Source organism: Campylobacter sp. US42a (genome assembly GCF_004379055.1).
Classification (GTDB): domain Bacteria; phylum Campylobacterota; class Campylobacteria; order Campylobacterales; family Campylobacteraceae; genus Campylobacter_D; species Campylobacter_D jejuni.
In genome coordinates this window covers 1-26,510 of record NZ_RYYK01000005.1, presented here as the reverse complement: position 1 = coordinate 26,510, position 26,510 = coordinate 1, and the positions used below count along the sequence as shown (strand labels likewise).

25 protein-coding genes, 5 tRNA genes and 1 pseudogene are annotated in these 26,510 nt (G+C 30.4%); 6 read left to right on the top strand and 25 right to left on the bottom strand.

The features are described from left to right. Positions 1–2 precede the first annotated feature (2 nt). The 8 genes from ELQ10_RS05715 to secA form a co-directional block, all read right to left on the bottom strand. A tRNA-Arg gene (locus ELQ10_RS05715) sits at positions 3–78 on the bottom strand. Between the two features lie 19 nt (positions 79–97). Beyond that, positions 98–173: transfer RNA gene (locus ELQ10_RS05710), tRNA-Lys, on the bottom strand. A gap of 4 nt (positions 174–177) precedes the next feature. Then, positions 178–254, bottom strand: a tRNA-Asp gene (locus tag ELQ10_RS05705). 51 nt (positions 255–305) lie between these two features. Beyond that, positions 306–381, bottom strand: a tRNA-Val gene (locus ELQ10_RS05700). A 7-nt stretch (positions 382–388) separates the two neighbouring features. Next, positions 389–464, bottom strand: a tRNA-Lys gene (locus ELQ10_RS05695). A gap of 61 nt (positions 465–525) precedes the next feature. Beyond that, positions 526–1,311 (bottom strand): amino acid ABC transporter permease, encoded by a 786-nt coding sequence (locus tag ELQ10_RS05690; RefSeq protein WP_134250312.1) that lies wholly within the window; start codon positions 1,309–1,311, stop codon positions 526–528. A gap of 22 nt (positions 1,312–1,333) precedes the next feature. Then, a complete protein-coding gene (locus ELQ10_RS05685) occupies positions 1,334–2,539 on the bottom strand; it encodes an ABC transporter permease (protein WP_134250311.1) in 1,206 nt (401 codons plus the stop codon). Beyond that, a complete protein-coding gene (secA, locus tag ELQ10_RS05680; RefSeq protein WP_134250310.1) occupies positions 2,536–5,124 on the bottom strand; it encodes a preprotein translocase subunit SecA in 2,589 nt (862 codons plus the stop codon). Before secA ends, ELQ10_RS05685 begins: the two co-directional genes overlap by 4 nt. Before the next feature lie 100 nt (positions 5,125–5,224). Here secA and lolA point away from each other — a divergent pair, with 100 nt between their 5' ends. Continuing rightward, entirely contained in the window at positions 5,225–5,734 is a 510-nt protein-coding gene (gene lolA, locus ELQ10_RS05675; protein WP_002922587.1) for a LolA-like outer membrane lipoprotein chaperone, read from the top strand. Here the strand turns inward: lolA and ELQ10_RS05670 are convergent. Together ELQ10_RS05670 and pif1 are read right to left on the bottom strand one after the other, a co-directional pair. Next, complete coding sequence (locus ELQ10_RS05670) at positions 5,731–6,465, bottom strand: hypothetical protein (protein WP_134250309.1); 735 nt, start codon at positions 6,463–6,465, stop codon at positions 5,731–5,733. The genes lolA and ELQ10_RS05670 overlap by 4 nt on opposite strands. A gap of 9 nt (positions 6,466–6,474) precedes the next feature. After that, positions 6,475–7,818: an ATP-dependent DNA helicase Pif1 gene (gene pif1 / locus ELQ10_RS05665; protein ID WP_134250308.1), complete on the bottom strand. Its 1,344-nt coding sequence runs from the start codon at positions 7,816–7,818 to the stop codon at positions 6,475–6,477. 48 nt (positions 7,819–7,866) lie between these two features. Here pif1 and ELQ10_RS05660 point away from each other — a divergent pair, with 48 nt between their 5' ends. Next, positions 7,867–9,213 (top strand): SH3 domain-containing C40 family peptidase, encoded by a 1,347-nt coding sequence (locus ELQ10_RS05660; RefSeq protein ID WP_134250307.1) that lies wholly within the window; start codon positions 7,867–7,869, stop codon positions 9,211–9,213. Between the two features lie 11 nt (positions 9,214–9,224). On the opposite strand, the gene ELQ10_RS05655 is transcribed toward ELQ10_RS05660, so the two are convergent. The 14 genes from ELQ10_RS05655 to rpmH form a co-directional block, all read right to left on the bottom strand. Then, entirely contained in the window at positions 9,225–10,097 is an 873-nt protein-coding gene (locus ELQ10_RS05655) for an N-carbamoylputrescine amidohydrolase (protein ID WP_070316490.1), read from the bottom strand. Further along, positions 10,094–10,981 carry a cation diffusion facilitator family transporter gene (locus tag ELQ10_RS05650; RefSeq protein ID WP_002853697.1) on the bottom strand — a complete coding sequence of 296 codons (888 nt, stop codon included), beginning with the start codon at positions 10,979–10,981 and terminating at the stop codon, positions 10,094–10,096. Before ELQ10_RS05650 ends, ELQ10_RS05655 begins: the two co-directional genes overlap by 4 nt. Next, positions 10,978–11,955, bottom strand: coding sequence for an agmatine/peptidylarginine deiminase (locus ELQ10_RS05645; RefSeq protein WP_133401888.1), 978 nt, complete (start codon positions 11,953–11,955; stop codon positions 10,978–10,980). The genes ELQ10_RS05650 and ELQ10_RS05645 overlap by 4 nt, the downstream gene beginning before the upstream one ends. Before the next feature lie 98 nt (positions 11,956–12,053). Next, positions 12,054–12,488, bottom strand: coding sequence for an META domain-containing protein (locus ELQ10_RS05640; protein ID WP_002866888.1), 435 nt, complete (start codon positions 12,486–12,488; stop codon positions 12,054–12,056). Positions 12,489–12,497: 9 nt separating this feature from the next. Beyond that, complete coding sequence (locus ELQ10_RS05635) at positions 12,498–14,090, bottom strand: methyl-accepting chemotaxis protein (protein WP_002877959.1); 1,593 nt, start codon at positions 14,088–14,090, stop codon at positions 12,498–12,500. A 98-nt stretch (positions 14,091–14,188) separates the two neighbouring features. Beyond that, complete coding sequence (purH, locus tag ELQ10_RS05630) at positions 14,189–15,721, bottom strand: bifunctional phosphoribosylaminoimidazolecarboxamide formyltransferase/IMP cyclohydrolase (RefSeq protein ID WP_134250306.1); 1,533 nt, start codon at positions 15,719–15,721, stop codon at positions 14,189–14,191. 2 nt (positions 15,722–15,723) lie between these two features. Then, positions 15,724–16,494 (bottom strand): DnaJ family molecular chaperone, encoded by a 771-nt coding sequence (locus tag ELQ10_RS05625; RefSeq protein ID WP_134250305.1) that lies wholly within the window; start codon positions 16,492–16,494, stop codon positions 15,724–15,726. After that, on the bottom strand, positions 16,491–18,677 hold the full coding sequence (gene purL / locus ELQ10_RS05620) for a phosphoribosylformylglycinamidine synthase subunit PurL (RefSeq protein WP_134250304.1): 2,187 nt from the start codon (positions 18,675–18,677) through the stop codon (positions 16,491–16,493). The genes ELQ10_RS05625 and purL overlap by 4 nt, the downstream gene beginning before the upstream one ends. A gap of 10 nt (positions 18,678–18,687) precedes the next feature. Then, positions 18,688–20,016 carry a tRNA uridine-5-carboxymethylaminomethyl(34) synthesis GTPase MnmE gene (mnmE, locus tag ELQ10_RS05615; RefSeq protein WP_134250303.1) on the bottom strand — a complete coding sequence of 443 codons (1,329 nt, stop codon included), beginning with the start codon at positions 20,014–20,016 and terminating at the stop codon, positions 18,688–18,690. Further along, a complete protein-coding gene (locus ELQ10_RS05610) occupies positions 20,009–20,827 on the bottom strand; it encodes a Jag N-terminal domain-containing protein (RefSeq protein ID WP_002853389.1) in 819 nt (272 codons plus the stop codon). Before ELQ10_RS05610 ends, mnmE begins: the two co-directional genes overlap by 8 nt. Next, positions 20,824–22,416 (bottom strand): membrane protein insertase YidC, encoded by a 1,593-nt coding sequence (gene yidC / locus ELQ10_RS05605; RefSeq protein WP_115794517.1) that lies wholly within the window; start codon positions 22,414–22,416, stop codon positions 20,824–20,826. The genes ELQ10_RS05610 and yidC overlap by 4 nt, the downstream gene beginning before the upstream one ends. After that, the gene (gene yidD, locus ELQ10_RS05600) at positions 22,413–22,754 is read right to left on the bottom strand and encodes a membrane protein insertion efficiency factor YidD (protein ID WP_079861371.1); all 342 of its coding nucleotides are present in this window, start codon (positions 22,752–22,754) and stop codon (positions 22,413–22,415) included. The genes yidC and yidD overlap by 4 nt, the downstream gene beginning before the upstream one ends. Beyond that, positions 22,751–23,077, bottom strand: coding sequence for a ribonuclease P protein component (rnpA, locus tag ELQ10_RS05595; protein ID WP_057096199.1), 327 nt, complete (start codon positions 23,075–23,077; stop codon positions 22,751–22,753). The genes yidD and rnpA overlap by 4 nt, the downstream gene beginning before the upstream one ends. Further along, complete coding sequence (gene rpmH, locus ELQ10_RS05590; protein ID WP_002776864.1) at positions 23,074–23,208, bottom strand: 50S ribosomal protein L34; 135 nt, start codon at positions 23,206–23,208, stop codon at positions 23,074–23,076. Before rpmH ends, rnpA begins: the two co-directional genes overlap by 4 nt. 131 nt (positions 23,209–23,339) lie before the next feature. On the opposite strand from rpmH, the gene ELQ10_RS05585 reads away from it, so the two are divergent. From ELQ10_RS05585 to ELQ10_RS05580, 3 genes are read left to right on the top strand one after another with little or no spacing between them, the layout of a single operon-like run. Further along, positions 23,340–23,819, top strand: coding sequence for a GNAT family N-acetyltransferase (locus tag ELQ10_RS05585; protein WP_002853404.1), 480 nt, complete (start codon positions 23,340–23,342; stop codon positions 23,817–23,819). Continuing rightward, positions 23,816–24,424, top strand: a complete 609-nt coding sequence (locus tag ELQ10_RS08580) for a uracil-DNA glycosylase family protein (RefSeq protein WP_002922565.1) — start codon at positions 23,816–23,818, stop codon at positions 24,422–24,424. Before ELQ10_RS05585 ends, ELQ10_RS08580 begins: the two co-directional genes overlap by 4 nt. Beyond that, positions 24,421–25,611, top strand: coding sequence for a hypothetical protein (locus tag ELQ10_RS05580; protein WP_205212580.1), 1,191 nt, complete (start codon positions 24,421–24,423; stop codon positions 25,609–25,611). Before ELQ10_RS08580 ends, ELQ10_RS05580 begins: the two co-directional genes overlap by 4 nt. On the opposite strand, the gene ELQ10_RS05575 is transcribed toward ELQ10_RS05580, so the two are convergent. Continuing rightward, a complete protein-coding gene (locus ELQ10_RS05575; RefSeq protein ID WP_002853400.1) occupies positions 25,603–25,977 on the bottom strand; it encodes a thioesterase family protein in 375 nt (124 codons plus the stop codon). The two genes, ELQ10_RS05580 and ELQ10_RS05575, sit on opposite strands and share 9 nt — an antisense overlap. Before the next feature lie 353 nt (positions 25,978–26,330). Between ELQ10_RS05575 and ELQ10_RS05570 the strand changes: the two are divergent. Continuing rightward, a pseudogene (locus tag ELQ10_RS05570) lies at positions 26,331–26,510 on the top strand (hypothetical protein); the annotation flags it as partial.

The window sequence follows — 26,510 nt, the reverse complement described above, 5'->3', positions numbered from 1 at the left end:
ATTGGCGACCCCTAGAGGATTTGAACCTCTGTTTCCACACAGAGAGAGTGTTGTCCTGGGCCACTAGACGAAAGGGTCATAACCCTAACAATAAAAATGGTGTCCCGTGTTGGATTCGAACCAACGGCCCCCTCCTTAAAAGGGAGATGCTCTACCGGCTGAGCTAACGAGACAAGATGGCGCAGCGGACGGGGCTCGAACCCGCGACCTCCGCCGTGACAGGGCGGCATTCTAACCAGCTGAACTACCGCTGCATCCAAAGTAAAGAAGTAGAGATTATAAAACCTATTTATGATTTTATAAAATGGTGGTCACTATAAGACTCGAACTTATGACATCCACCTTGTAAGGGTGGCGCTCTACCAACTGAGCTAAGCGACCTTTATAATGGTGTCCCGTGTTGGATTCGAACCAACGGCCCCCTCCTTAAAAGGGAGATGCTCTACCGGCTGAGCTAACGAGACATTTTCTGAAATAAAAATGTGATTATGCCAAAATTAGCTCTATTTGTCAAGCTTTTTTAAATCATTTTTGGCATTTTCTCTCCAAATAACGAGAAAATATACTTATAGGTAAAGTCAAAACAAGATATGTAATAGCCAAAATTACATAAGCTTCAAGAGTAGCAAAAGTATAAGAATTTATCTCTTGCGCACTTTGGGCTAATTCATTTACAGCAATAACGCTTAATAAGGAACTATCTTTAATTAAATTTGCAAATTGTCCACTCAGCGGTGCTAAAATATTTTTTAAAGCTTGGGGAAAAATTACATACGCAAAAACCTGTATCTCTTTTAACCCTAAAGCCCTAGCGCTCTCAAGCTGAGATATAGAAATACTTAAAATTCCAGCTCTAAATATTTCAGCTAAGTAAGCAGCAGAAAAACATGATAAAATAATAACTCCAGCCACATATCGATTATCAAGTCCTAAATTATTTGCAATGATATAATATATCAATAATACCTGCACTAGTAAAGGGGTTCCTCTGATAAGCTCTATGTAAAATGTAGATAAAAATCTTAAAAAAACAATTGAACTTAAAGAAAAAGCACAAAAAACTCCACCCAAAATTATACTCAATAGTAAAGAAAAAAAACTGATTATTAAAGTATTTAAAAAACCTTGAAGAAATTTTTCTTTATAGGTCGCAATTACGCTAAAATCAAAATGATAAGCACTTATACTAAAACTACAATAACAAAACAATATTAAAAATAAAATCAAAAGGATTAAATTGGTGATTATTTTTGACTTTGATAGAGGTTTTAAAGGTTTAAAATTCTTATTTTTTTGAATAAACAAAGACAATAAAAATCTCCAAAATTACAATTTATTCATTTCTTAAAGTATCTAAAATATTAATTTGAGTTGCTTTTTTTGCAGGATAAAAAGATGATAAAGCTATGATTATTAAAGCACCCACAATGGTTAAAGAAAAATCCATTAAAGACAAATCAAGTGGTAATTTACTGGTTCCATAAACATCAGCAGGTAAAGTTACAATATCAAAATTTCCTAAAAGCCATAAAGCAAAAAATGCAAGCACCACACCCACTATCATACCGCCACCACCAATAAGCATACCTAAGGCAAAAAAACTCTTTTTTACCTCATTTTTGCTTGCACCTAGGGCAAGTAAAAGTGCTATTTCACTGCGACGATTCATCACTATCATCAGTAAAGAACTTACTATATTTAAACTTGCAACCAAAATAATAAGCATCAACACTATAAAAAGCGCTCTTTTCTCAAGCTCTAAGGCTGAAAAGAAATTTTTATTTTGTTCCCACCAACCTACTACAGCATAATCGTCTTTTAAATAAGATTTAATTTTTTCAACATCCTTAAAAGCATTATCACTATATACATGAACTCCATCATAATTTGGATTTTTGGGCATTCCAAGTACTTTTTTCAATGCATCAACATCTGTATACATATAAGCCTTATCATAAAATGCAAGCCCTGAAGTAAAACGCGCTTTAACATCAAAACGTTTAGTTTGTGGTACTAAAGAAAATCCACTAGGATTAAGATTTGAAAAAATAAGTGAAAGTTTGTCATTTTTATGCAAACCAAATTCATCAGTAAGTGCTGATCCTACAAGTATATCAAAACCACTTAAATTCTCATCCCTTAAAGCTTTAGCAACCACTTCGTTTATTTTTTTTTCATCATTAAAATTAACTCCAAAAAGCACACCACCTTCAAAACGATTATCTCCCTTTACAACAACTTGAGTGCTTATATAAGGGCTAAATAACAAATTTGGAAATGTTTTTCTTAACTCATCTATAAATTCATCATTTACAGGAGCGTAAAATTTAGGCAAAATAGTAATAGGATAATTCATCACAAAAAAGCGTTTTTCAAATTCTTTATCAAAACCATTCATAATTGCCATAGCTACAAGCAAAACGCAAAGTCCTACACAAACTCCTAAAAAGGCCAAAAGCATAGAAAGATTGATAAAGGGTTGTTCTTTATCAAATCTTAAATATTTAAAAAGCAAATATTTTAAAACGCTTTTATTCAAGCTAAAATTCCTTGCTTAGGACCACTTTTTCCATGGCATTCTTTAAATTTTTTTCCACTTCCGCAAGGACAAGGAGCATTGCGTGGAACTTTTTTAAACTCAGCTTCGCCAAGATTATCTTCGCTTGCACCCATTTCTACTGAGCTTTGAAGTAGCTTTTCATTTTCTTCATTGGCTTTATTTTCTAAATTTTGTACCTCTTCTTGACTAAATTGCACGCTAAAAAGTAGTTTAATACTATCAAATTTAATACGATTAACCAACTCCAAGAAAAGATTATAACTTTCTTTCTTATATTCCACAAGAGGATCTTTTTGATTGTATCCACGAAGCCCTATTCCTGTTTTTAAAATATCCATTTGATACAAATGCTCTCTCCAAGCATTATCCAAAACTTGCAAATATAAAATACGCTCTATATTACGCAATTCTTTAATCTCAAGTCTTGACATCTTTTCGTTATAAGAATTTTCAAGAATTTGACTTAGCTTATCTTGCATTTCAATGACGCTTAAATTCTCAAAATCTTTTTCACTAATCTGAGTTGAACATTCATATAAAATTTTTGCTTTCAAATTTTCAAAATTTACATTAGAACCGCTTTCATCAAGTATATAATCATTCATTACATTTGCACTATATTCAGCGATATTTTGAGAAATTTTAGCTCTAATATCATAGTTTTCATCTAAAAGCTCATTGCGATAACGATAAATAGTTTTTCTTTGTTCATTTGCTACATCATCGTATTCTAACAAATGCTTTCTGCTTTCAAAATGTAAGCTTTCTACTTTTTTTTGCGCATTTTCAACCGCTCTTGTAACGATTCTTGACTCTATGCTTTCGCCCTCTTCTATGCCCAAGCGATCCATAATACTTTTAATACGATCCCCGCCAAAAATTCTTAAAAGATTATCTTCTAAACTTAGATAAAAACGACTTATTCCAGGATCGCCCTGCCTTCCTGCACGACCACGAAGTTGATTATCAATACGGCGGCTTTCATGTCTTTCTGTACCGATGATATAAAGCCCACCCAAAGCCCTAATCTCATCATCGATTTTTATATCCACACCACGACCTGCCATATTTGTAGCGATAGTTACAGCACCTTTTTTACCTGCATCTTGGATAATCAAAGCTTCTTGCTCGTGATTTTTAGCATTTAAAACATGATGAGGGATTTTTTCTTTTACAAGCATATTGTGAAAAACTTCACTGCGTTCTATACTTGCAGTTCCCACAAGAACAGGCTGACCTTTAGCATTGGCTTTTTTAATCTCTTCAATTACAGCTTTAAATTTTTCATTTTGAGTTTTATAGATAAGATCATCTTTATCTTGTCTTTTAATAGGAATATTTGTCGGTATAGAAATAACATCTAAACTATAAATTTGAGAAAATTCAGTCGCTTCTGTTTGTGCAGTTCCTGTCATACCTGCGAGTTTGTTATACATTCTAAAATAATTTTGAAAAGTAATATCTGCTAAAGTTTGGCTTTCTTCTTGAATTTTTACATTTTCTTTGGCTTCTAAAGCTTGATGCAACCCTTCGCTAAAACGACGCCCTTCACTTAAACGCCCTGTAAATTCATCAACAATGATAACTTCATTATTTCTTAAAACATAATGCACATCTTTTTCAAAAAGATTATGCGCCTTTAAAGCTTGATCAAGCTGATGTGCTAAGATAGCATTATCAAGACTGTATAAATTTTCTACACCAAAAAGTTTTTCAGCCTTAGCAATACCTGCTTCCGTGATTAAAATATTACGATTTTTCTCATCTACTACAAAATCACCCTCAGGTTTTGCAGGGGGTAAAACTGCTTCGCCTTTTTGCATTTGCTTGGCTACTTCATTGGCTTTAATATAACCATCTAAAGTGCGATTTGTAGGACCGCTGATGATAAGCGGAGTTCTTGCCTCATCAATTAAAATACTATCTACTTCATCTACAATAACAAAATTATGCTCTCTTTGAACTTTTTCAACTTTTGAAAATTTCATATTATCACGCAAATAATCAAAACCAAACTCATTATTGGTTCCATAAGTAATATCGCAATCATAAGCTTGCTTGTGCTCTATGTCACTGTTTTGAGAAGAAAGAATCACGCCTACACTAAAACCTAAAAAGTTATAAATCGCACTCATTTGCTCAGCGTCTCTTTTGGCTAGGTAATCATTTACTGTAACGACATGTACGCCTTTTCCACTCATGGCATTTAAAACAACAGGCAAGGTCGCTACAAGGGTTTTACCCTCCCCTGTTTTCATTTCTGCAATTTTTCCATCGTGCAAAACCATACCACCGATTAACTGCACATCAAAATGACGCATATTTAAAGTTCTCTTACCTGTCTCTCTGACTATAGCAAAAACATCATTTAAGATATCATTTTCGTTTTTTTCTCCGCTTAAAATTTGCTCTTTAAATTTTGCAAATTCGGCTTTTAATTCATCATCGCTTAAATTTTGATATTTGCCTTCTAAAGCATTGATTTGTGCTACACGCTTAAAGTATTTTTTAACTTCACGATCATTTTTTGTTCCAAAAACGGCTTTTAAGGTATTTAAAAACATTTTTAAACCTTTATAAATTTTTCAAACTATTATTATAACGATTATTTAATTAAAATTAGCTAGAATGATATAAAAAATATAATTTTTTTAAGGAAAATAAATGAAAAAAACATTCTTGATATTTTTTATTTTTATAGGACAACTTTTTGCCCTTGATCTTAATTTTAATACCTTCTCAAGCAATTTTACCCAAATAGTGAAATCCAAAAACTCTACACTTTCTTATTCTGGACATTTTATACTGAGTAAGGATCAAGCATATTGGAGTTATGATACTCCTAGTAAAAAAGAGATTTATATTAACAAAAATCAAGTAACCATAGTAGAGCACGATCTAGAACAAGTCATTTTCTCTCATCTTGATAACATTCCAAATCTTAATGAAATTTTCAAAAAAGCAAGTCTTATAGACAAAGATAAACTTGTAGCAAAATATGATAATATAAACTATACAATTAAGCTTAATCAAGAGCAAATTCAAAGCATATCCTATAAAGATGAATTTGAAAATGATGTTATAATCAATCTAAACAATCAAATTAAAAATCCAAAAATTAATTACGATGTTTTTAAGGCAAAAATTCCGCAAAATTATGATATAGTTCGCTAATTTTGCGTTGAATTCTCATCAAGCTTTATATCATAGCCTGTTTGTGGCAAATGATAAGGCTTGCTTGCGTTATTTTCTTTGAATATTTGTGGAGGATTGGTGATTAAATCTCTTTTAATTTTTTCTTCTATATCTGGAGTCATTTTAGGTGTATTTAAATTATCTATATTGATTTCTCCATTGTCATTTTTATTTTCTTCATCTGAATCTTTGAAAAGCTGTTCAACTTGTTTGGCTTCTAAATTTGGAACACTAGGAGCTGTGATCTTTTCAACACTAGGAACTTGAGTTTTAGGAACTTCTAAGTTTTCAAGTGCTTTTTTTACCTCACTACCCATACCTTTCTCTTTAGCCTCAGTGCTTTCTAAAAAGCGTTTAAACTCCTCTAAATCAAATTTTTCCACTCCGCTTAAAGATATGATATATATATCATCTAGTTTAATCTTATATTTCTTATCTAAAAATTTTTCTAAAGTTTTTTTAAAATTATTTTTTCCAATTTCTGTAAAAATATCTTCATAAAAAAACCCTGAAATTACTGTATTTACAGCATCAATTAACTTATTTTCATTTTCTTTTAAATTATTCCCATCAAATTCCAAAGAAATTTCAACTTTTTTAAGAACATTTGCTCCACTTTTAGAATACAAATCAGTTCTTATTTTATCTATTTCAAGATTTTGAGCATTTAAACTCAAAACCAAAAAAACACTTAAAAATATTTTTTTCATTTAATGCCTTTAAATGATTTGTTCTTGTATTTCAAGATCTAAAAAATTATGTTTTTTATAAAATTCGATCACATTAGAATCTATTTTTAAAATATTAGCAAAATAAAATCCAAAATTTATCTTTTTTGTAGAATAAATTTTTAAAGTATTTGGATTTGTAGCGCGAGAAAGAGCGACATAAAGCTGTCCATTTTCAAAAATATGATCAATATCACACACTAATTTTTCAATACTTATACCTTGTGATTTGTGTATAGTAATAGCATAAGCTAATTTAATAGGAAACTGTGTAACACTTGCGAGAATATTAACAACAAAATCTTTACCTGATTGCTCAAGTTCTTCCATGAAAAAAGTATAAGGTTCAAGTAAAATTTTCATCCCATTATTTTTAATAATGCTAATATAAATTTTCTCCTCTTCATAAAGAATATCTTCTATAATGCCTTGCTCTCCATTATAATAATTCTTATCCCAATTATTTACACAAAAAATAATACGAGCGCCTATTTTAATATTTAATTCTTCCAATATATTTAAGCTTCCAACCCAAGAATCAAGTTCTTCATCTTTTATTCTCTTATCTTCTTTTTTAACCTGAGCCTTAAAGCATACAAGTGGGGTCTCAAGTTTGCTTAATTTTTCTTGATTGATATTGTTTACTTTTTTATTGATACCACAAAGTAAAGTATAATCATCTTCTAAATTTTCTAATTCTTTATAATCAATTCGCAAAGATTCAAAAAAGCTTAAAATTTTTTCATCTAAAAAACCTTGTCTAATCAAAGATAAATAGTTATAAAATTCCATATTTTGTGTTCTTTTAGGTTGAGAAAGTTTAATATTCTTAAAATTCAAATCTTGCCAAAAAAATGAAGAAAAAGCATAATAAGAATGGTTAAATAAAGTTTCTTTTTTTTCTTTAATTACGGGAGGCAGTTGAAAAAAATCTCCTACAACTAAAATTTTTCCATTAAATTGAGAATTTTTAAGTCTAAAGCCTATCATTTCAAAAACACTTGCGCTAACCATGGAAATTTCATCGATAATAATAAGCTCAATCGTTTTTAAAAGCTCTTTAAGTTTTGTTAATTTTTCTTTTTGTTTTTGATTGCGATCCAATGCGCTTAATTTCATCATATCATCACAATACCCTAAACAAAAAAAGCTGTGTAAGGTAACACCGCCTATATTAAACGCCGATAGAGCACTAGAACCAAGAGCTATGGCTAATTTTTTTTGTTTTCTATAAGATTTGATAAGCTCATTTGTCAAAAAGCTTTTACCAACTCCAGCACCACCACTTAAAAAAACATTATCATAAGCTAAAATTTTTTCTAGTTTATCAAGCATTATATTTCCTTGGCTTTAATTATAACTATTTTTTCTAAAAGGTTGATTATGAAATCTTGTTTATATTTTACTTTTATAGTGCTATTTTTAACAGCTTGTTCAACAAAAAATTTAACTTCACTTCATCATGAAAATTTAGAACAAAAAAATGAAAATAAACATTATGCAAAACTTGAATACGAACAAAATGTAAGCATTTTGCCACAATTTGCTTACGATATTAATTTTGATGCAAAACGATATAAAAAATATTTCTTTAACCCTTGGCATGATTCGTTTAAAAATTACAAAGGACAAAATATTTTTTGGTCCTTTCCTTTATATTTAAATTCAAAAAATACTTATTATTTTTTCAATAAACAAATTATTCCACTTTCATGGTTTAAAAACGCTATAAATAACGCAAATATCCAAGAATTCGGTAAACTTAATCAAAAAGCTTTAATTATCCAAAATACAATCATTAAAAATCTTCCAACCCAAAGAGCTATCTTAAAAAATCCTTTTTTTGAAAATGAAGGAATTCCTTTTGACTATGCAAGCGATGGCATTTTAAATGCTGGAACCCCTGTCTTAATTTCACATTTTAGTAAAGATAAGCGTTATGCTTTTGTTTTAGGTGAAGCTGGATTTGGATTTGTTGAAAGTAAAAATTTGGAATTTTTCTCAAGCGATAGAGCGAAAATCTATGAAAATCTTAACTTTATCACACCACTAAAAGAAAAATTTCCTATCTATAGCGAGGATGGTAAATTTTTCTTTGAAAGTAGAATTGGCGCTATTTATCCTTACTACAAAGAAGATAAAAACTATTTTTATGGAAAAATAGGTTCTAAAAAATATAAAATTTCTAAAAAAGATGTATCCAAATTTCCTTTACAATTCAATGATAAAAATTTAAAAAATCAACTTTCACAAGTTTTAAATTTGCCTTATGGCTGGGGCGGTTATAATTTTGAAAGAGATTGTTCTTTACTAACTCGTGATATCTTTTCAGCTTTTGGACTTTATCTACCAAGAAATTCAGCTGCACAAAAAAATTCTTTTAATCATTTTGATATAAGCACTCTTAGTAATTCTCAAAAAAAAGATTTTTTAAACCGCTTTGGGAAAGCTTATCTTAGTTTACTTTATTTACCTGGACATATTATGCTTTATGCAGGACAAATTACAGATAATAATATTGCCATACATAATATATGGGGCTTAAGAAAAGATACAACCCAAAGACTTCTCATAAGCTCTAGCGTCATCACTTCTTTAGAAATAGGAAAAAATGAAATTTTAGAAGATAATTTGCTTTTATCAAGACTTAAAGAAATAAGTTTTATAAATTTAAACGAACAAGAAAAAGAGCAAATAAAAAGCTATCTTGAAAATATACAAAACAAGTAAGATTTATTGATTTAATCAATAAATCTTTTAGTTAAATCTGCAAAATATTCTATACGTCTATCTCGCAAAAAAGGCCACCAACGACGCACATTTTCACTTCTTTTTTTATCTATTTCTATGATTTTTACACATTCGTTTTGAGAATCTAAAAGACAAAGTTCTTCACCTTGAGGGCCAAAAACAAAAGAATTTCCCCAAAATCTAATGCCCTCTTCTACCCCACTTACATCTTTTTCAAAACCTACTCTATTGATAGCTACTACATATAAGCCATTAGCTATAGCATGTCCTTTTTGTACGCCAAGCCAAGCATTGAGCTGTCTTTGTTTTTCTTCATCTTTATCCTTATCAAACCAACCAATTGCCGTGGGATAAATAAGAATCTCAGCTCCTTTTAAAGCCATAATTCTTGCTGCTTCAGGATACCACTGATCCCAACAAATAAGCACTCCAAGCTTGCCTAAACTTGTATTTATAGGTTCAAAACCCAAATCTCCAGGAGTAAAATAAAATTTTTCATAAAAACAAGGATCATCAGGTATGTGCATTTTGCGATATTTACCTGCTATAGAACCATCTTTTTCAAAAACCACTGCAGTATTATGATAAAGTCCGGCACTTCGTTTTTCAAATAATGAAGTAATAAGCACTATTTGATTTTTTCTAGCTATATTTGCCCAAAATTTCACATCTTTTTCATAATCATTAGCATAGTCAAAAAAATCCACATTTTCACTTTGACAAAAATACTCACTTTGATGAAGTTCTCCCAAACAAACAAGCTCAGCTCCTTGTTTAGAGGCTTCTTCTATAAATTCGCAAGTTTTTTTTATAGTTTGTTCTTTATTTGAATGAAATTTTTGTTGTATTAAAGCGATTTTCATTGTCTTTGCCTTTCTTGTTCTGCATCATCATAAGGATCTAAATGAATTTGTATATCCCATTTTTCATTTTCAAACATCTTACGCACACCTTCTTCTATTTCATCTGAAATTTTATGCGCATTTAAAAGCGAAATTATAGGGCAAAAAACCAAATGTACGCTTAAATAATTACAACTTGGAGTTTTACGCGTCTTTAATTCATGATAGGAAATTATTTCAGGATTATTAGAAATCAAAGTACAAATTTTATCCACTTGTTCCTTAGGTAAAGCCTCATCCATTAAAAAAGCTAAAGCTTTTTTAATGATTTTAAAAGCAGAAAATGCCGTATAAAGACTGATCACTATCCCAAAAATAGCATCAATAATATGTAAATTTGTAAAATAAATCAAAACCAAAGCCCCTAAAGTACAAGCATTGGTTAGACAATCTGTTTTGTAATGCAAAGCATCACTTTCTATAATCAAACTTTTGGTTTTTTTAGCTACATAATTTAAAAAAAGTACAAGAAAAAAAGTCATAATTAAAGCAAAAATCATCACATAGATGCTTGAATTTAAATCTTTAATTTCTTCTTTATAATAAATCTTTAAAATACTCTCATAAAAAATAAAAATCCCCACGCCAACTATAAAAACACCTTCTAACAAACCCATTAAAGCTTCAATTTTAGAAAAACCAAAATTATAATTTTCATTCGCCTTTTGTGAGCTTTTTTTAAGAGCCAAAAAATTAAAAGCAGAAATAGCAAAATCCATTAAAGAATCAATCGCACTTGAAAGTACTGCAACAGAACCACTTGTTAAGCCTACTATAAATTTAACCAAGGCTAAAACAATAGCACATAAACTTGCCACAAGAGTTGCTTTTTTTTGCAAACTCATCTTAAACCTTTGAAACGATTTTGACAAGAACAATGCAAAGAACCGTTTTGTCGTAAAAACACTCTTGCATCTACTCCTATAATTTTATGACTAGGTAAAGCTTTAGAAAGTCTTTTAGCTATGATTTCATCATTTTTATCCTTGTAAAAAGGCACAATTAAAGCATTATTTATAAAAACAAAATTCGCATAAGTCGCCCCCAATCTTCTTCCTTCATAGTATAAAGGCTTAGGTATAGGAAGTTCTATTAAATCAAAGCCTGTTTTTTTAAGCTCTTCTTTCATTTTTTGTAAAGGCAAATAATGCTCATCCTCTTCATCTTCACAAATACAATGCGCTATGGTATTTTTATCTATAAATCTTGCTAAGGTATCGATATGATGATCTGTATCATCACCTTTTATGAAACCATTTTCTAGCCAAATAATTTGCTTTAAACCAAAAATTTCTTTTAATTTTGTATCAATTTGAGTTTTGTTTAGATGAGAATTTCTATTTTCATTTAAAAGACAATGAGAGCTTGTAAGCATCACACCCTCTCCATTAAAGTCAATACTTCCTCCTTCTAAAATAAAATCAACCTTTTTAAGCTCCTCTTTAAATTTTTCTTTAAAAAGCTTAGAATTTACAGCATTATCAAGCTCGCTTTGAAATTTATTTCCCCAAGCATTAAAAGTAAAATCAAGAGCTTTTAAACGACCATTTTCTACTATATCTATAGCTCCAAAATCGCGTATCCAAGTATCATTGGTATCACATTTAAAAAACTCTACATTTTTTATATCTTTAAAATTTTCAAAATCACTCTGTTTAGGAGCTATAAGTAAAACTTTTTGAAATTCACTTACCACTTTTACAAATTCTTTATAACTTTGCAAAATTTCCTCTAAGTAGGGATTCCAATCGCTTTTTTCATGGGGTAAAGAAAGCATGAGGTATTCTTGCTCACTCCATTCAGGAATTGATTTTATCATTTAACTACCTTTTTTGATAATAAAATTATAATTGTATCATTTTTTAGACTTTTGTCAAATTTAAGAAGATTGCCTCGATATTTCGAGGCTTTAGGGCATTATTTAAAAAAGATTTTCATTTCATCATTGCTTAAAACAAGTTTTCCATTTTCATTTGAAATTTTAAAAGTTCCTTTGAAATTTGAAAGGAAAGAATTTTCAAAATCCATTACATCCATTGGGTGACAAAGCATTTGAGTTGAAGCTACGCGATCACCTTCGATTTGTAAAGTATCCGCCTTAGTTTGATAAGAACCAAAAAAACGATTGCATCCTGAATAACCATAAAATTTATTATTTTCAAAACTGATATTTGGACTTTCCTCTGCGTTTTTTGGATCAAAAGTTTTGCCATTAACTATAATTTTTTCTATTTTGAAAAGCTGATTTTGCACAAGTTCATTATTACCTTTAGAAGTAGATGAAGTAACAGAAGTACTAGCACAACCTGCAAAAAAAGCTGCTGCTAAAGCAATTTGAAGCGTTTTTTTCATTTTATTCCTTTAAATTTGAAATTGGTTAAGTTCGCTTTCGAGATTATGACACACTATTTTTAACTCATCTGCAACTTGAAGCAGAATTTTAGAAATTTCTTCATTCTTTTCACTTACTTCAACATTTTCTTGCATACGAGAAAGTAAATTTTGTATATTCTCTTGGGAAATTTTTATTTTTTCAGTACATTGAGTTACCAAAGCCCTAGCATCTTCGTTACATAATTTAACCTCATTAGCATCATCAACCAATAAAGCGGTGTCATCATTTAAAGCTTGTACACTTTGAGCATTTTTCTTTAATTCTGCGCTAACCTCATTAATACTTTGCAAAAGCTCTTTTGTAATTTGAGCTACATTTCCCAAAAATTCTTCACTGTTCTGAGCCAACTGCCTAACATCCTCAGCAATTACAGAAAAACCTCGTCCAAATGCACCAGCCCTAGCTGCTTCTATGCCAGCATTTAGGGATAGTAAATTGGTTTTATCTGCGATCTCATCCATCATTTGAGTTGCTTTTTGTATATTACCTGCTTGATTGACCATGTTTTCAACTTTTTTAGCCAATTCATTTTCATTTTGGGATACTGTTGATACTTTATTAGCAACATTAAACAAAGATTTAAGCATTTGTTCTAATAATAAAAAGGATTTTTCATTGGCACTATTTGCTTTATTTGACAAACTAGCAAGTTCTCCAAGTTCATTGCCAACATTTGCACCAAGTTTAAAACTTTGATCTATTTGCTTATGACTTTGTGAACTGATATCACTTAAAGAAATAGCATTTGAATTTAAAAGATTGCTTTGTTTTTCTACATTTTTTGAATTATGACTTGCACCGCTAACTGCCTTGTGAGTTTTTTCGATAAATTGATTGATATATCCACAAGCTAAAGCAATTTCATCTTGACCTTTAACTGAAATACGAGCTTTTAAATTGCCACTTCCTTGAGCTAATTCTTTAGCATGATTTAAAAGCTCTAAAACAGGCTTTCCAACAACAACTTTAAGCATTAAAAGAACCACACAAAGGGTAAAAATCAAAGCAATAGTAAATATTATAATATAAGATTGACTGGTTTTACTTATATCTTTTTGAACACCTTCTAAAGAATGCGATATATCCATAACCCCTATCACACTCCCTACATTAGCATTTGCATGACAAGCAACACAACTTTCATCTGCAATCAAAGGGCGTATCAATCTTAAATGCACAACACCATTTACATTTTCTTCTAAAGCTTGAATTTTAGGATTTGAAAATTGTTCTATAATACGCTTATCATTTGAAATTTGAGGGGCTTTCATCTCAAAAAGATCTATAGTATCTTTTGAAGGATAAATTTTAATATCACTAATACCCTCTATACTTTTTGCATCTTCAATGGCTTCTTTAATTTTTTCAGGATCTCCTAAATTCATAGCCATTCTCATTGTTTGAAAAACAGAAGTACTTACGGTATCTAAATTTGCCCTGCTCATTTTATTGGCAGTATTTTTAAAGTCCAAATTTAAAATCACTTGCATTACAATAAAACTTATAAGCAACACCACAAAAATTGCAGCAGAAACCTTAAATCCTATAGTTTTAAACATCATAGTTTCCTAAAAATAAAATTTTTCGGAAATATTTTACACATAATTTATTTAATTTTTATTGAATTATGTGTAAAAAACATAACATTCCATTAAACTTAATGTAAAAAATGTCTTACTCCTGTAAAATAAAGCGCCATACCATACTCATCAGCCGCCTTTACCACTTCATCATCTCTTATACTTCCGCCTGGTTCTACTATAGCTTTAACCCCTACTTTACTTGCTTCATCTATGCTATCTCTAAAAGGAAAAAAGGCTTCACTTGCTAAAACGCAACCTTGCAAATCAAGTCCCATTTCTTTAGCTTTAGCGATTGCTGCCTTTGCTGCATCGATTCTACTTGTCATACCCATACCTATAGCCACCATAGCGCCATTTTTTACATAAACAACATTGTTTGATTTGGTAAATGCTGCTATTTTCATAGCGATTTCAAGATCTTTTAATTCTTCCTTACTTGCCTCTCTTTGACTCATAAGCTTTGCATTTTTAAGCTCATCTTCGCCTACTTCATCGCTGTTTTGATATACAAAACCCCCATCAATATGTTTAAAATCATATTTATCAAAACTGCGGATTAAAAACGGACTTTCTTGAGTGAAAATTTTAATGCGTTTTTTACCTTCAAACACGGCTAAAGCTTTTTCATCTACATTGGCTGCAATGATTACTTCTACATAAATTTCATTGATTTTATTTGCTAAAGCCTCATCAAGAGTTCCATTGATTGCAACCACTCCTCCATAAGCACTAACACTATCGCATTTTAAAGCATGTATATAGCTTTGTACTAAATTTTCTTTTATAGCAAAACCGCAAGGATTTCCATGTTTTACTATAGCAATAGCTGGAGCTTTATCGAAACTACTAGCTAAATTTAAAGCTGCGTTAATATCGGTTAGATTGTTAAAACTTGCTTCGCCTTTAAGGGCTTTGAAATTTGCTCTAAAAAAGGCATCAAACTCGTATAAAGCCCCTTTTTGATGTGGATTTTCTCCATATTTTGTATCAAATACTTTTTGTCCTACTATAAATTTACTCGCTCCAAAACCTCCGTTAAAGCGTTCATTCATATAATTTGCAATATAAGCATCGTAATTTGCTGTATGCTCATAAGCTTTTATCATCAAATTTAAACGAAAATTCTCATCATTTTGACCTTTTTTTAAAGTCTCAATCACTTTTTCATAATCAAGTGGATCGCAAAGCACCATCACATCTTTATAGTTCTTTGCTGCACTTCTTATCATCGCAGGTCCGCCTATGTCGATATTTTCTATAATTTCATCAAAATCATCGCTCATAATGGTAGTTTTTTTAAAAGGATATAAATTTACACAAACTAGATCAATGCCTAAAATTTCATTTTCTTTTGCTTGTTTGATATGATTTTCATCGCTTCTTTTATGCAAAATCCCACCGTGAATCTTAGGGTGCAAAGTCTTCACACGCCCTTCAAAAAGCTCAGGACTCTTTGTAAAATCACTCACTTCTATAACTTTTATTCCATTTTCTTTTAAAAGCTTAAAAGTCCCCCCAGTTGAAAGAATCTCAAAACCTAAATTTTCAAGCTCTTTGCCAAATTCTACTATGCCTTCTTTATCACTCACACTAAGTAATGCTCTCATTTTTACCTTTCTAAATGTTTTTTAACTTTTTCATAAGCTTCGTTGATTTTTTGAAATTTCTCTACGCCGATTTTAAGCTCTTCTTCGCTAACATTGTTTGCATTTAAAATATCAGGATGATATTTTTTTGCTAAATTGCGGTATTGTTTTTTTACCGCATTTAAATCTGCATTATTTGGAAGTTCTAAAATAGCAAAAGCTTCATCAAGACTTAATTCTTTTTTAGAACTTTTTAAATTTGAAAGACTTGCAATAAAAGCATCTAATTCGCTTTTTGCTATATCAAAGGCTTTAGCGATTTGCTCTAAAATTTCACGCTTTTTAGCATTAAAATCTGCATCGATTAAAGCCATAAAAACAAGCACACGCAAGACATTAAAACGCTCATTTTTAGGTAAAGGCACTTCTTTTAAAAAATCTTTTGCCACATAAAAAGCATCGCTTAAATTTTCTTTATGTTCGTTAAAACTTGCTTTTAAAAAAGCTCTTTCTTTTTCATCTTTGGCATTTGCATCTAAAAGATCTTTGATCATTTCAGCTTCATTTTCACTTACTCTGCCATCGCTTTTTGCAATTTTTGCCAAAAGTGCGATAACATAGTAATTCATACGCCTTTTAAACTCATCCAGTCTTTCTTCCATAACCCCACGAGCAAAACCCTTAGCAAAGCCTTTAGCTCCTCTTGTAGCTGAGTTTAAAAAATCCTGTTTTCCCCAAGTTTTATAATACCAGTAAAACACCAAAACAACGAGTATAATTAAAACTAAAGTCATTGGATTTGCTCTTTAAAACTTTCAAAATAAAGCTTATCAAGTTCAGCCTTGCTTAACTCAATGCTATCAAGTTTAAAATGTTTTTGGCTTGTACTCACACCTAATTTATAAGCTTTTACTCCAAATTCTTTAGCTAAATTTAAAAAAGCTTCTTCATTTTCTTTACTAAGCCCTACTATAGCACGACTTGCACTCTCATCAAAAATCATTTTTTCATCATCAAAACCACTTGTTAAATTTGCACCCACACTAGAAATAGCAAACATTTTTGCCAAAGTCATAGCAATACCCCCTATTCCTACGCTATTGGCACACTCAAGTAAAGAATTTTGATTGGCTTTATAAAGCAAATCCCAAAGTGCAAGTTCAGCTTTATAATCAAGCTCTTTAAGACTTCCTGATACTTTTTTATCTTGGATTTTCATTACCATAGATCCGCCAAATTCTCCTAAACTTTCACCCAAAAGATAAACGCTTAAATTTTCTTTTTCAAAACTAGCTTTTAAGGTTTTATTTGCATCTTCTAAAACCCCTACGCTTACTATAGTAGGACTTGGATAAATACTTACGCCTTCAGTTTCATTATAAAGTGAAACATTGCCACTGACTACTGGGGTATTTAACTCTTTACAAGCTTCTTTAATACCTTCGCAACCTTGTGCGAATTGCCACATCACTTCAGGATTTTGCGGATTTCCATAATTTAAACAATCGCTTATTGCCAAAGGCTTAGCTCCTGTGCAAGCAACCTTTCTTCCTGCAGAAGCTACTGCTAAAGCTGCTCCTATTTTAGGATTTACATAATTTAAGCGTGAATTACATTCTATAGCCATAGCCACACTTGCACCATTTTCTTTGATACGAATAACACTAGCACCTAATTTTCCATCAGCTTTTATGGTATTGGTTTGCACGCTTGAATCAAATTGATCATAAATAAAAGCTTTATTATTAATATTTTCATTTTGAAGCATTTGTATAAAAAGCTCTTGAATGCTTGATTTTAACTCAAATTTATAATTTTTAATTTCACTTAAATATTTTGGCTCGCTTGTAGGACGGCTTAAAATCGGTGCCTTTTCACTTAAAGGCTCGATAGGAATAAGCCCTACAAGCTCATCATGCCAAAAAAGCTCCATTTTTCCTGTATTGGTAACTTCACCCATAACCACAGCATCTAAATCCCATTTTTTGAAAATTTCTATAACCTTATCTTCATAGCCTTTTTTCGCACAAATAAGCATTCTTTCTTGAGATTCGCTAAGCATTAACTCATAAGGAGTCATACCGCTTTCACGCATAGGAGTTTTATCTAAGTAAAGTTTCATGCCACTGCCACTTCTTCCTGCCATTTCAAAAGAACTTGAAGTAAGCCCTGCAGCACCCATATCTTGAATACCCACAATATAATCGGTTTTAAAAAGCTCTAAACAAGCCTCCATAAGAAGTTTTTCACTGAAAGGATCGCCAATTTGCACTGTAGGACGCAAAGATTTGCTTTCTTCATTGAAGCTATCACTTGCCATAACCGCTCCACCAAGTCCATCACGCCCTGTTTTTGAACCCACATAAATCACAGGATTTCCTACACCTTCAGCCTTAGCATAAAAGATATCTTCACTTTTACAAACCCCTAAAGCAAAGGCATTAACTAAGATATTTCCATTAAAACACTCATTAAAAGCACATTCTCCACCTATAGTTGGCACACCCATGCAATTTCCATAATGAGAAATTCCATTTACCACGCCTTTAACAAGGTATTTTTGATGTTTGCCACATTTTTCATCATGAATATCGCCAAATTTTAAAGAATTTAGCCCCGCAACCACTCTTGCACCCATAGTAAAAACATCACGCAAAATTCCCCCTACTCCTGTAGCCGCACCTGCAAAAGGTTCGATAAAACTAGGGTGATTGTGACTTTCCACTTTAAAAACCGCTGCCATACCTTGCCCGATATCAATAACCCCTGCGTTTTCACCTGGACCTTGAATCACCCAAGGTGCTTTAGTTGGAAAACCATTAAGATATTTTTTACTGGATTTATAAGAGCAATGCTCACTCCACATCGCAGAAATAACCCCAAGTTCTAATAAATTTGGCTCACGTCCTAAAATTTCTAAAATTTGTGCATATTCTTCATCGCTGATTTTATGTGCTTTTATGGTTTCTTTATCCATTTCTATCCTTTCATTTTCCTAAACAAAAATTACCAAACATTTCGTCTAAAATTTCATCTCTTTGAAAATCTTTGGTAAATCTTGCAAGTTCATTAATAGCTAAATTAAGCTCAAAAGCAAAAAGCTCTAAAGAACTTTCCTCTAAAAGCCCCTTAGCTCTAAAAATCGCTTCACTTGAAATTTTACAAGCATTAATAAGATCTAAAGAACTTACCATAATACCTTCGCTATCAAAAGAATTAAGATAATTTTGCAATTCTTCTTTTAACAAAGTAATGTCTTTTTGAGCACTAAGCTTGATAAAATTTTTATTTTGAGTATTTTTGAAAACATTTTCTAAATCACTTTTATTTAAAATCCAAAAGATTTTTTTATCAGTATTTGCTAATAAGTCAAAAATTTTCTCATCTTCCTTATCTTGCACTCTTGAAGCATCAAAGACTGCCAAAATAATATCTGCATCTTCTAAACTTTTTTTACTTAAAGCTACGCCGATTTGTTCTATAACATCTTTACTTTCCCTAATACCCGCTGTATCTATAATGCGTAATAAATGCGTTCCTAATTTAAAGCTCTCTTCTATAGTATCACGAGTGGTGCCTGCTATATCTGAAACAATAGCTCTTTCATAAGAAAGCAAGGCATTTAAAAGCGAAGATTTGCCTACATTTGGCTTACCTACAATAGCGATTTTAAAACCTTCTATGAGTCCTTTTTTGCTTTGAGAAAGTGTATAAATTTCTTTTAAAATTTTAGAATTTTCTTCACACATAGTAGAAATTTGTTCTAATAAATCAGAAGGTAAATCATCATCAGCATAATCAATGCTAGTTTCTACAAAAGCCAAGGTTTTAACCAAATCTGTGCGAATTTTTTCTAAAAGTTCTCCTAAGTTTCCTTGCATGTTGCGTGCTATAATTTTAGCTGCAAGTGCAGATTTTGAAAGTATGAGATCTTGTATATTTAAAGCTTTTAAAGGAGTCATTTTACCATTTAAACACGCTCTTTTGCTAAATTCCCCTGCTAAAGCAAATCTTGCTCCTAAACTCACAAGTTCTTCGAGTAAAGCTTCACTCACACTAAATCCTCCATGAGTTTGAAACTCTACTATATCTTCCCCTGTAAAACTATAAGGGGCTTTAAAATATATCATTATAGCTTCATCGATAATTTCATTATTTTGATTAAAAAGTTTTGTAAAAGTAGCATGGCGGGGGGTGAGTTTGGTTTTGTGGCTAAGCTTTAAGGCAAATTCTAAAGCCCTTTCACCGCTTAATCTTACAATAGAAATCGAACCCACACCATGAGCTGTGGCAATAGCCGCTATAGTATCACTCATCTTTTTTGAAAAAGTCGTTTATTACAACAAATCTTTGATCATTATTTTGCTTAATTCCTACATACTTATCTGGAAATTCAGCTCTTAACTGCTCTAAAGCGATTTTTATCAAAACCCCATCTAAAGGTTTGGTTTGTCCGCGTCCATGAATTTTAATTTTTTCAATCACGCTTTGTAAATAAAGCTGCATACCTTGAATTTGATTTTCTAAAAATTGAGCGATCTCAAGGCGTACTAAAAGATTATATTTTAAATTGATCCAATTATGCAAAAGATAAGAAATAGCCTTGTAACGATGCGCTTCTTTGCCTATCATCAAAGCAGCATCTTCCCCATCCAATCGAATCAAAACACAATCTTCATCATACATTCTAAGTTCACTAAGCTCTATTTTAAACTGGGAGCTTTCTAAAAGTTTTACAAGCTGAATACGAATCTCATCTAAAATATCCTGAGTATTACGCACTCCTTTGCTTTCTCGATGAAAACTATCAAAAATTTCATCACTTTTTACTGTGTATTTTTCTTTTTGACTTTTATTTTTTTCATTTTTTATTTCAATCTTGTTTTCTTGTTTTGGCTCATGTGTTTCTGGTTTGTGATTTTTTGAACTTGTAAATTCTTTTTTAGGATTTTTTTTCAAAATCCTTTTTTTTGCTTTAGCCTCTATAATTGCCTTTTTTCTTCCAAATCCAAAAAAACCTTTTCTTGGATGCTGAATAATCTCATATTCTAAGTCCATCACAGAACATTCTAAACTTCTTGAAGCTTCTGTTAAGGCACTTTGAAGATCAATGGCTTCGATTTTCATTTTTCATGCTCCGCTTGTTTTTTGTGATGTTCTTTAGCAAATATTTTATTGATAACCCATTGTTGAACCAAAGAACAAAGGTTATTTACAAACCAATAAAGCGTAAGTCCTGCTGGGAAAGTGATAAAGAAAAAAGTAAAAATCACTGGTAAAAATTTCATAATCTTAGCTTGCATAGGATCTTGTATAGTCATAGGTGTAATAAGCTGTTGTAAAAACATCGTTGCACCCATTAAAATAGGCAAAATAAAATAAGGATCCATTACCGATAAATCATGTATCCAAAACGCCCAAGGAGCTGCTTTTAGCTCAATAGCATTAAGCAAAACGCGATAAATAGCAAAGAAAATAGGAATTTGTAAAAGTATAGGTAAACAACCACTCATAGGATTTGCACCATGTTTTTTATAAAGCTCCATCATATGCATATTCATTTTTTGTGGATCGCCTTTATAACGCTCTCTAATATCTTTCATTTTAGGAGCAAGATCTTTAAGTTTATTCATAGAAATCATAGACTTATAAGTTAGTGGGAATAAAATAATACGCACAATTAAAGTCATCACAACGATAGCCCAACCCCAATTTCCTATATACTGATGCAAGAAATTCAAAAACTCAAACATAGGCTTAGCAATAAAAGTAAACCAACCATATTCAACAACTGCTTCAAGGCGTGGATCTATACTTCTTAAAATCACATGTTCTTTAGAACCTATATAACCCCCTGCTTTAAATTCATTATCACTATAAGCAAAAACTATAGGGTTTTTATTAGCATCTTTGCTGATTGCTACATTTAAAGGTTTATCAAAATTATAAAAGAAAGTTGCATAGTATCTATCAAAAGCCGAAGTCATTACGACATTATTAGCACTTTCATCCTTTTCTACATCTCCATCTTTATAAGTTTCGATGGTTTCTTTATTATCCATTACCAAGGCACCATGAACTGTATAACTATCTACGGCAATATTTGGACGATATCCTGGACTTATAAAATAATTTGCATTCTTGCTGAGTTTAACTTCTATCTCATAATTTCCTTTTGGATAAAAAGTAATATCTTTTTCGATTTTCAATCCAGAAAGATTTTGAGTGAGTTTTAAAACTTGACTTCCATTTTCATCAACAAAAAGATTGCTAGCGTTAGCAATATAAGGAATTTTAAAAGCCTCTGAGTTAATACTTGGATCACTAAAACGCATTTCTAAAGGATAAGGACTATTTTCCTTGCTCACAAGATTTATAAATTCCCCTTTCTCATTTTGGTATTTTTTATCTTTCAAATAAAAAGCAGAAATTCTACCAAAAGAGTCAATTTGTGCTTCAAAATGCTTGCTTTGAACCTTAGATATCACACTATCTTGCGAAACTAAAGCTGCACTTGGAGTATTTGTGGTGGTATTTTGTATATTAGGAGTGTTATTTATGCTTGTGTTTTGTTGATTTTGTTGTGTAATGTTTTGTTCTATTTTTAAAGGTTGCTTTGGAATGAAAAAATAATCATAAACAACAAAAAATAAAAAAGAAATCACAACAGCCAAAAGTATACGCTTTTGCTGAAAAATATTATTTGAATTATTCACTGATTTGTCCTTTTAAAGATGATTTTTATAAGATAAAAACTTTTATTTTTATAAGGTATATATAAAAAACAAAGTTGTTTTTTTGCTAAAAATATAGGCTTAAAACATAAATTCATAGGATAAAAATTTTTAGAAACTCTAGGATAATCAAATCCCCCTTTAAAAAAAGGGTTACATCTTAAAATTCTAAAAAAAGTAGAAAAAAAAGCTAGAAAAAAATTCTTTTTTTGAAACTGCCAAAGCGCATACTCAGAACAACTAGGATAATACCTACAAACAGCGGGTTTTAAAGGGCTTAAGAATTTCTGATAAAAACGGAGTATTTTTAGGCATATCATTTGAAACATTCTAGTTTTTTCAATCCCCATTTTAGATTTTTTTCTAACCTAGAAAAAGAAAGTTCAGTGATTTCATTTTTAGCTACAAAAATATATTTGCCATCTTGAAGATATCTTTCAAACTTAGCAAACAAAGCCCTTAAAATTCGTTTTGAACGATTTCTAACCACTGCTTTTCCAACTTTTTTACTAGCAACAACTGCTATTTTTTTTTCATAACTATTCAGATAAAAAATGATCACACCTTCGCAATGCCATTTTTTACCTACTTTATATACAGATGAAAATTCCTCGTTTGTGCTAAATTTATAAAAATTTTTCACACAGCAAGTCTTTTTCTACCTTTAGCGCGTCTTGCATTGATCACCTTGCGACCATTTTTAGTTTTCATACGAACACGGAAACCATGAGTGCGTTTTCTTGGAGTGCCATGTGGCTGATAAGTTCTTTTCATTTGATTTTTCCTTAAAAAATTATAAAATAAACTTGTATTTTATCTTAATCTTACTTATAAATTGCTTTTGATTAAGAGTAATTTTTAAATTCTTTTGATAAATTCTAAAAATTATTTTTAAAAGGTTAAAAATGTCAGAATTTAAAATTATCGATTTAAGACAAGAAGATTTAGATATTTTACAAGAAATGATCATAGAATTTGCAAAATACGAAGATATGTTAGATTTTCTTCAATGCACGAAAGAAAAACTGGAACATTCTTTACTAAAAAATAAATTTGCTCGTGCTTTTTTGTTAAAAGAAAATGAAAAAACTATAGGCTATATGATTTATTTTTATACTTTTTCGTCTTTTTGGGGCAGCGGTGGAATTTATCTTGAAGATATTTATATACGAGAAGATTTTCGTAAAAAAGGTTATGGGAAAGCTGTTTTTAAATTTTTAGGAGAAATTTGCAAAAAAGAAAATTTAAAAAGACTCGACTGGGTTTGCTTAAATGATAATATTTTAGGTATTAATTTTTATGAAAGTTTAAACGCTAAACATCTCAAACAATGGAGAAATTATCGTCTAAGTGGAGAAAATTTAGAAAAATTGTGTGATTTATGATAAGAAGTCTTTATTATTTAAAAGCTATGGGATTTAACTTTGTTGACACACATATAAACCACTTTGAACAAGTACAAAATTTTCAAGAATTAAAACAACTTGTTTCATCTTGCACCTTATGCCAATTTTCCAAAACAAGAAAATTTAGTCTTATGGAGCCTAAGATAAAAAATGCCAAACTACTAATTCTTGATGTTTTTGGGCAAAAGAGTGAAAATGAAAGTGGAATTTTACTTAATTCAAAAAAAGGTGAAAAATTAAAACACTATATTTATCAAATTTTAGGGCTTTGCGATGAAGATTTTTATTTTTCTTATTTATTTAAATGTTTTTGTAATGGAAAATTTGATGATTTTTCGCTACAATCTTGCTTACCATTTTTCTGGAACGAACTAAAACTGATTCAACCTGCTTTTTTGCTTTGTCTAGGAGAATACACATTTAAAAGCTTGGGATTTAAAGATTATCACATTTTAAAAGGTGAAGTTTTTGCTTATAAAAATTTTTTCATAATGCCAAGTTATGATTTAGATTTTATAGAAAAAAATCCAAGTTATGAAAAAAATTTCATACAAGATTTAAAAAAAATTAAAGGATTTTTATGAAAAAAATATTTCTAATATTTTTCTTATCTTGCTTTTTGCTTAATGCAAAAGAGCAAAAATTAGTCGATGTAAAACCTGTTGAAAATTTTTATCCTAAATTAAGCGTTCAAGAATGCAACACAAACTGTCTTTTTGATCTTTTAGAATCAAGATTGTATCTCAGTTTTTTAAGTGAATTTGTAGATCAAAACGATCAATTTTTATCCAATGTTTATGCAAAATTATTAAATTCCATTACTGATTTTGAAAAAAATGTTCAAAAAATTACTTCTGTTAAACTTGCGATAATTATCCCAGAAAAAACTATAAAAAGTTACTCAAATACTATAATAAATTCAAGCATAGCTTATCTTTTAAGACAAAGAGCCGAAATCAAAGTAAAAGTTTTTTTAACCGGCACAGAAGATAGTGATAAAATTCGAGCCGCGCTTGATGCAGCGCAAGCTCAAGGATATCAGTATGCCATAGCTGGATTTACTCTAAAAGGTGCTAATGAGTTGAAAAATTACTCAGGAAATATGAAAATTTTCATACCAACTATCCATAAAAACAACATACAAATTTCAAATCAAAATATTATTTTTGGAAGTATTGACTATGATGCTCAAATTGCCACACTTTTAAGCAAATCAAATGCTAATATCGCAATATTTAGCGATGGCTCTGCCTTATCAAGCAATCTAAATTCAAGAATTCTTGCTCAAAATAATAATGCTAGAATATATACCATAGAAGGTGAGAAGCTTGATTTTAGCAGACTTTTAAGATCACAAGGCGGAGTTAATAATGCCTCAATATTTTTTAACACTCCATTGATCAAAACAGCTCTAGCAAGTTCTCAACTAAGAATTTACAACATTCATCCTTATGTGCTTTTATCCACTCAAATCAACTATAATCCAACATTTTTAAGTTTAACACAACAAGGAGATAGAGAAAATTTCATCATTGCTAATTCCATCAATAACCACGATGATAACTTAGTCTATCTTAATGAAATTTTTAATCAAAGTATAGATTATAACTGGATTGCTTATGCTACTAGTATAGGAGTTGATTACTTTTATACCGAATTCTTAAATAAAAAAAGCGAAAGTTTATTTGATGAGAAAATCAAAAATTCTCAAGTTGATTACAAAGTGCGTCTTATGCAAGGCAAACAAGCAAGCTTTGAAGAATTAAAATAATTCTTCAAAGAGCTTTTTTAACTGCATATCCATTCTAGCTGGTTTTTCGTTTTTAATAAAAGCTAAAGTTAATTCCATTTTAAAAAGCAAAATTTCATCTTTATAAATTTCTTGTAAAATTTCCACAGAAGCATTTTTGACTTCTAAAATTTTTGTTTTAATCTCTATCATATCTCCAAGTTTTGCAGGTTTTAAGAAATTGCAATTTGCTTTTGCAAGCAAAAAATGTCCCTTAGACGCATCAAAAATATCTACTTTTTTATTGAAAAAAATTTCACTTCTTGCTCTCTCGCAAAATTTTAAATAATTACTATGATACACCACTCCACCCGCATCAGTATCTTCATAATACACACGCATTTTCATCGCTTTACCTTAAAAAATATTTTACATTTAAAAAACATTGGATTATACAACGGAAATTCTTTGATATCGCTTTTTAGTTTATATTAAAAAATTCCGTCCAATCTTAATTTAATAAAGTTTTTTAATAATATTAAATATATATTATAAAAATAAAATTAAAAAATAACTTTTTTATTATTAATATTATTTAAATATTTTATTTATAATTAATATATATTTAAGAATATTATAATTATAATTACGCTTACTTTTAATGATATTTACAGATATTGTTAAATAGTTAAAATATAATAATCAATATTCAAGGACATCTATGCCAGCTATTAAGCTTTTTAACTTCACGGGGGGGGGGTATAGAGAAATTTTGTTTTAAACTTTCTATTGTTACCTTCTTAAGCATCAACGCTTTTGCAGCCACTCAAGCAAATACTACAGACAATCGAAATTTCAATATTCCAGAGCATTATTTTAATGATAATGAACTTTATGATAAAAGCAATTCTACTTATAAAAAACTCCAAGGTATAAATTAT